Consider the following 6,163-nt stretch of genomic DNA (forward strand, 5'->3'; position numbering starts at 1 on the left):
AGGTGAGCTACAACATCAAAGAAGGGGCTATTCACCTGGCATATGATGCGACACATATCGATTTAGACGGTATTGAAGCGATCATTCGAAAACACGGCGCAGATCTTCACAATGACTGGTGGACACACACAAAAGAAGGTTATTACCAGTTTGTAGATCAAAATATAAAAGACAATGCGACGCACAAACCGTGGAGTTGCCACCACTTGCCGCAGGGCGCTCACAGGAAGCGTACATAACCTTAATGTGCTCTACGTTCTCACTCAACAACAATGCTGAGCGATGTCGTTACATTATGATGCTGGCTTTAAGGAGGCGTAAGATGAAAATTCGAGAAAATGTATTTGCGTTCGCGTGCGCCGCATCGTTCAGCTTCGAGAGTGTTGTTAGTTGTTAGTTCTTTGTTCATTATTACAATGCCCGACATGATGTCACCCATGGCTGGTAATATAATGTTTTCAGACTGGCAAGGGATGATATGGAACGTGCCTTTATTGGGTGTAGTGATAGGCGGAGCTTTATGGGCTTTGTTCGCAGGTGTACTGGGTTGGCTTATTGCCAGTATTTACAATAGGCAGCTGTAGTAGTGAGGGCTAAATAAATAGTCAGTATTTGTCCTTTTAGCACAGGTACGATATTTGCTGATATCTACTGCCACATAAATTTAAACTAACGGTGAGATATTATGATAACCAATAATTCAGAATTAGCCTTACAGCAAGCCATGCAACTACCCAGTCAAACCAATACAGAGAAGCAGGGTTGTAGCCAGCCACCTGAGTCAAAAGGACAGGAGTTTGCTGAAATAATGGATACACTGAAGCAGCAAAAAAGCGGTTAAAGTGTGCCACGAGTAAAAATAACCGGCACGCTAATGCCGGTTAATTCCTTTCCTATTCATAACAACTGCGCTTACCTTTTAGGCTGCTACTCTGCCTACGCTGAATATTGTCTTACTCCGTCGATGTTGTTCATGAACAGCTTCAATGATTTGCATCAGTTATAATTTTTATCATCATCATCATACGCATGGAGCTTTAGAAACCATTTCTCAGCCGCGAATACGATAAGAAGTCCAGCCACAGAAATCCCAACAATGAAGATATCTGATTTTGCTTTCACCCACATAAAAGATAGAAGAACAATGATATCGAGAATAATTGCACTGACTAGTACCCAAGCTTTAGCTTGCACATCATCTCGTAAATGCTTGAACACTCCCCAGTGGATGAAGATATCCATTACGATATAAAAAACTACACCGATGGAGGCTATGCGGCTCAAATCGAAGAATATGGTAAGAATTATTGCGATGACTAACGTATAAATTAAGGAATGTCTTCTTATATCTCCCGGTAATGAAAAATGACGGTGAGGCACAAGTTGCATTGATGTAAGCATCGATAGCATTCTTGAAACAGCGAAGATGCTGGCAACGACACCGGAAGACGTGGCAATAATCGCGAAAGCTATAGTAAACCAAGCACCATACTGGCCGAATGCGGGTCGAGATGCTTCAGCAAGCGAATAATCTTTTGCCTGTATTATTTCGCCAATTGATAAATTTGCTCCAACTGCAACTGCGACAAAAACATAAAGTACCACACAAATGGATATAGAAATGACTATGGCCCTTCCTACATTTTTTTCTGGTTGTTTGAGCTCGCCTCCGCTGTTTGTGATTGTAGTGAATCCTTTGTATCCCAAAATACCAAGTGCCACGGCTCCGAGAAAACCGGCTGCGCTGGTATCTTGCGGTTGAGCTGAAACGCTCTCAAACGACAAACCGGTTGCCCACAGCCCACCAATTGCCAAAACTGCAAGTCCTGCTATTTTGATAAAAGCCATAATAAATGAGAGGGTCTGTATGAATTGATTACTCAAAATATTAACAATGAATGCCACAATAAGAAGACTCACGCCAAGCGCTGGTATAAGCCACTCAGCGCCCTGAGAGTCAAACAATTGTAGGACATAAGTGCCAAAAGTGCGGGCTACCAAACTTTCATTGATAACCATGGAAAAAAACATTAGCAATGCACAGGCACCAGTCAGCAGACCTCTACCATAGGCTTTTTTCAGAAACATGGCGATACCACCTGCAGAGGGGTATTTCTGTGCCATTTTGATGTAACTGTATGAGCTAAACCCTGCAATTATCGCTGCAACTAAAAACGCAAAAGGAAACCATGTGCCTGCCAGCTCTGCTATTTGCCCGGTTAAAGCAAATATACCAGCACCTATCATTACACCAGTTCCCATCGATACCGCGCCCCAGAGGCTTAACGAATCTTTCCTGTTTGAATGCTCGTGTTCATTCATATTGGTTACTCCTTTATGTCATGTGAGCCTGAGTAACAACAAAAGCAACCTGCAGCAAATATAAGGACACAGGCCCATTACAAAACAAATTCGAAGACGTGTAGAAAGAAATAACTGGCAATGGCATACCAGTTATTTCATTTTTAGCGTAGGGCGTTTAAAACCAAATCCTTGCACCTAACACTACACCAGTTTCACTGGTTGACTTGCCTTCAGCCTTTAATGCATCAGCTGTATTTCCCAAAGCTTTGCTGTAATAAACACCGACATAAGGTGCTACCTCCCTCACTATTTCATGCCGATATCGCAAACCAATACGAATATTACTCAACCCGCTTTGACGGTCATACTTTTCAGAATCGGTGAGGTTGGCAACAACTTCCAGTCGCGGTTGCAGATAGGAAACTTGACTTAGTTGCCAGTCATATTCGGTTTCATTGATGAACTGCATGTCACCGTCTTCGTTAATACGCAGTGAATTTTCCATTTCAAACCAGTAAGGAGCTAGACCTTGATAACTGACCACCGCATAGTTCTCCATATCCGCATCTGATGACAGCTCTCCCTTTGTGCCCACACCAAATTGTATAGACCAAAAAGAAGAAACTAGATAACCGTACAACAGTTCTGCTCGTTCCAGATCAGTAGGCATTCCATCGTTTTGTGTATTTTCGCCTTCGCTTTTAAAAACAAGACGATGGTAATCTCCGCCATACCACGCTTGCATGTCCCAGACCCCTATATTTTGCTGCTCATCAGTGCGAGTATATTCAAGTCGGTCAAATAGAACTTGGCCAAAATATTCATTAGGAATAGGAGATGGCCAGTCATCTCTTGATTGAGCCAAAGCATTGTCAACGCTCAAAGTTAATGTTATTAGGCCTGCTATTAATATCTGTTTCATTTTAATCTCCTATGCGACCTGTACAACACGAAACATACCTGCTTCCATGTGGTATAGCAGGTGACAATGAAACGCCCACTCACCGGGGGCATCTGCGCTGATTTGTAACGAGACCTTCTCTCCAGGCTTGAGGCTGATCGTGTGTTTACGAGGTCTTGGATATTGGCCGTTTTCAAGTTCCATCCACATACCATGTAAATGAATAGGGTGATCCATCATAGTGTCATTAACCAAGATCAGACGTAGTCTCTCGCCATAATTGAAACGTACATATCCGTCTACTTCACTAAACTTTTTGCCATCGAACGACCACATGTACCTTTCCATATTGCCCGTTAAGTGAAGCTCAATTTGACGTTCCGGCTCTCTTTCGTCAGGCCAAGGACTTTCACCGACTAAATCTGTATAAACAAGGACACGATGTGGGCTGTCTTCCAAACCGATCCCAGGTTCATCCAACCTAGAACTTGGATTTTTAGCAATCATCGCTGCACCAGCGCCGTGCCCGTCTTCGCTGTGGACAATGTCTATGCTTTCTACTGGGAGCTTTTTGGAGGGGGTCATTTCTCCTTCCATTTGGGTGCCATGCATTGTATGGGCGCTATGCTGCCCCATTCCTTTCATTTCACCTTTTGGAGCAGCCATGCCCGAGCTGTCGACCTTGGACTTATCCATATTCATGCCTTTCATACCAGACATGTCCATCCCCATCGCCGCCATACCACGCTCTGTGATAACTCGCTGTGGGGGAACCTCTGCAGTAAGGCCAATTGACGGGGTTAGGGTGCCACGCGCATATCCACTTCTATCAAAACTTTCCGCAAAAAAGGTATAAGCTTTTCGCTCTTTTGGCTGAACGATTACGTCATAAGTTTCCGCTACTGCAATTCGAAACTCATCCACATTTACTGGTTTAACAGGCTGACCATCTGCAGCTACAACTGTCATTTCAAGCCCTGGGATGCGAAAGTCGAAATAAGTCATCGCAGAACCATTTATGATCCTCAACCGGATTTTCTCGCCTACTTTAAACAGGGCTTGCCAATTATCTTGTGGTGTCCGGCCATTCATTAAGTATGTATATGTACTGCCTGTAACGTCAGCTATATCGCGAGGGCTCATACGCATTGCACCCCACATAGCACGCTCTTCCCATGTATCGGCAAGCCCTTTTTTCTTTACGTCTTCTAACGTGTCGAAAATAGTTCGCTTTTGATAATTGTAATAACCTTCCGCTACCTTCAGTTTTCGCATAACGTCATGGGGGTCTGAAAACGTCCAATCGCTTAAAATAATTGTATGTTCCCTATCAGCCCCAATGTCCCCATCTGCGGGGTCGATCACAAGAGGTCCTAAATGGCCCAACTGTTCCTGGAGGCCTGAATGACTGTGGTACCAGTAGGTGCCGTTTTGCTCGACATCGAATGCATATTTAAATGTTTCGCCAGGTTTTATTCCGGCAAAGGAAACTCCCGGAACGCCATCCATATCTGGTGGTAAAATAATCCCGTGCCAGTGTATTGAAGTATCTTGGTTTAGGTGGTTAGTTACATTGAGGTGCGCTCTCTGTCCTTCTTTCAATCTAATCAACGGGCCCGGCATTTGACCATTGATCGTTATAGGTGAGCCCATATTTGAGCCTATTGGCAATTGCGCTTTTGACACATTGAGATTTTTAATATCACCTGTCAAAACTTGATCTTTAAAATGGCGACCAACAGGTGCTGCCCATAGAGGACTAACGTTGGTTAACGCAGCCGCAGCGCTTGAGGTCAGGGCAGCGAGCACAAATCTTCTGCGACCGTTGTCGATAGAATTTTTCATAGTTTTTAGCCTTTGAATTGATACTAACTGGACGAAGGAATTTCATCCATTTAAAAAGTATTACTAACTAAGTCAGTACCTTAGGCTATCGGGGGACGAAAAGGTGGAGTGAAAATTTTGGGGGGAACAGCTAGAGCGATAATGTCATACTGCTCAGCAAACGTTGTTTCAAATTGACGAATGGGAACGTAAAAAAGACTTGCAAAGTGGTAGCAATTGGTAGCTATACACATACATCCATCATTGCAGCAACCTGATTTACCCGAATGCGAGGGGTGTCCATCAGTGTGAGCGCTTTGATGCTTAGAACTAGGTGAACTGCTACGTTTCTCCTCATGAGCGTCTGCGAATTTGTGAGAAACCTTAGTTAATGAGCTATGTTCATCCATTTTCATTTCACACGCATCAACTGGCACGGTAAACAGTACCAATAAATATCCAATGCATAGTGTGAAAATAATAGATCTCATAACTTTGTATTTGCTCTCAACCTTTACGCGACGTTATTCCCTTAGAAAAGATAAGTCTTAAGGACACTTTAATCAATGACATTTGCTTGTAACTAAGATAAACAACTTCCTATGTAGTTAAACAAGCAGTCTTTTCAATCTTAAAAGCTGATAGAGTTACTTTTATTAAGTTTAGTCGATAAGCAACTCTTGTAACTAAAAAGATAACATGAGTAATGCGCCTGCTATCATAAAAATGTTTTCTGATAGTGAAACAAAACCTAACGGCACGTTACTGTCCCCACCGACACAAGCACATTTGAGCTCCCGTTTATCCACATATACTGCTTTAAAGACAGAAATTGCCCCAACGGTTCCTATAAATAGTGAAAATGGCGCAACAGCTATGGCAGGCAGTTGAGCTACCATTCCTATCCCCGCGTAGGCTTCAAGAAATGGGTAGATGTAACCATATCGAAGCCACCTCATTGCCAACAAATCGTAGGTTATGAACGAATTTGTAAAGTAAGCGATCAATTTAGACCGTCTTTTCCCGGCGGAGCTACCCCGTAAAATGGTCCCCGTAGATTTTACTCACGGAGACTTAATCGATGGCAACAAAAAGACGAACACGCGAGCAATGGCAGGAATTGATTGATAAGCA

5 protein-coding genes and 2 pseudogenes are annotated in these 6,163 nt (G+C 43.2%); 3 read left to right on the plus strand and 4 right to left on the minus strand.

Annotated elements, in window-relative coordinates; genetic code table 11:
• From GY843_RS04525 to GY843_RS04535, 3 genes and pseudogenes are all read left to right on the plus strand, one after another.
• Positions 1 to 239 (plus strand): annotated as a pseudogene (locus tag GY843_RS04525) (cation transporter); the annotation flags it as partial.
• 99 nt (positions 240 to 338) lie between these two features.
• Complete coding sequence (locus tag GY843_RS04530) at positions 339 to 584, plus strand: DUF5676 family membrane protein (RefSeq protein WP_012516913.1); 246 nt, start codon at positions 339 to 341, stop codon at positions 582 to 584.
• A 101-nt stretch (positions 585 to 685) separates the two neighbouring features.
• Positions 686 to 841 carry a hypothetical protein gene (locus GY843_RS04535; RefSeq protein ID WP_020745207.1) on the plus strand — a complete coding sequence of 52 codons (156 nt, stop codon included), beginning with the start codon at positions 686 to 688 and terminating at the stop codon, positions 839 to 841.
• Positions 842 to 996: 155 nt separating this feature from the next.
• Here the strand turns inward: GY843_RS04535 and GY843_RS04540 are convergent, their stop codons facing one another.
• The 4 genes and pseudogenes from GY843_RS04540 to GY843_RS04555 form a co-directional block, all read right to left on the minus strand.
• Entirely contained in the window at positions 997 to 2,322 is a 1,326-nt protein-coding gene (locus GY843_RS04540; protein WP_297306982.1) for an APC family permease, read from the minus strand.
• 157 nt (positions 2,323 to 2,479) lie between these two features.
• Complete coding sequence (locus tag GY843_RS04545) at positions 2,480 to 3,226, minus strand: copper resistance protein B (protein ID WP_012516916.1); 747 nt, start codon at positions 3,224 to 3,226, stop codon at positions 2,480 to 2,482.
• 9 nt (positions 3,227 to 3,235) lie between these two features.
• Positions 3,236 to 5,050, minus strand: coding sequence for a copper resistance system multicopper oxidase (locus GY843_RS04550; protein WP_012516917.1), 1,815 nt, complete (start codon positions 5,048 to 5,050; stop codon positions 3,236 to 3,238).
• 665 nt (positions 5,051 to 5,715) lie between these two features.
• Positions 5,716 to 6,024 (minus strand): annotated as a pseudogene (locus GY843_RS04555) (glutaredoxin family protein); the annotation flags it as partial.
• Between the last annotated feature and the right edge of the window lie 139 nt (positions 6,025 to 6,163).

Source organism: Neptuniibacter sp., from assembly GCF_024231755.1.
GTDB lineage: Bacteria > Pseudomonadota > Gammaproteobacteria > Pseudomonadales > Balneatricaceae > Neptuniibacter.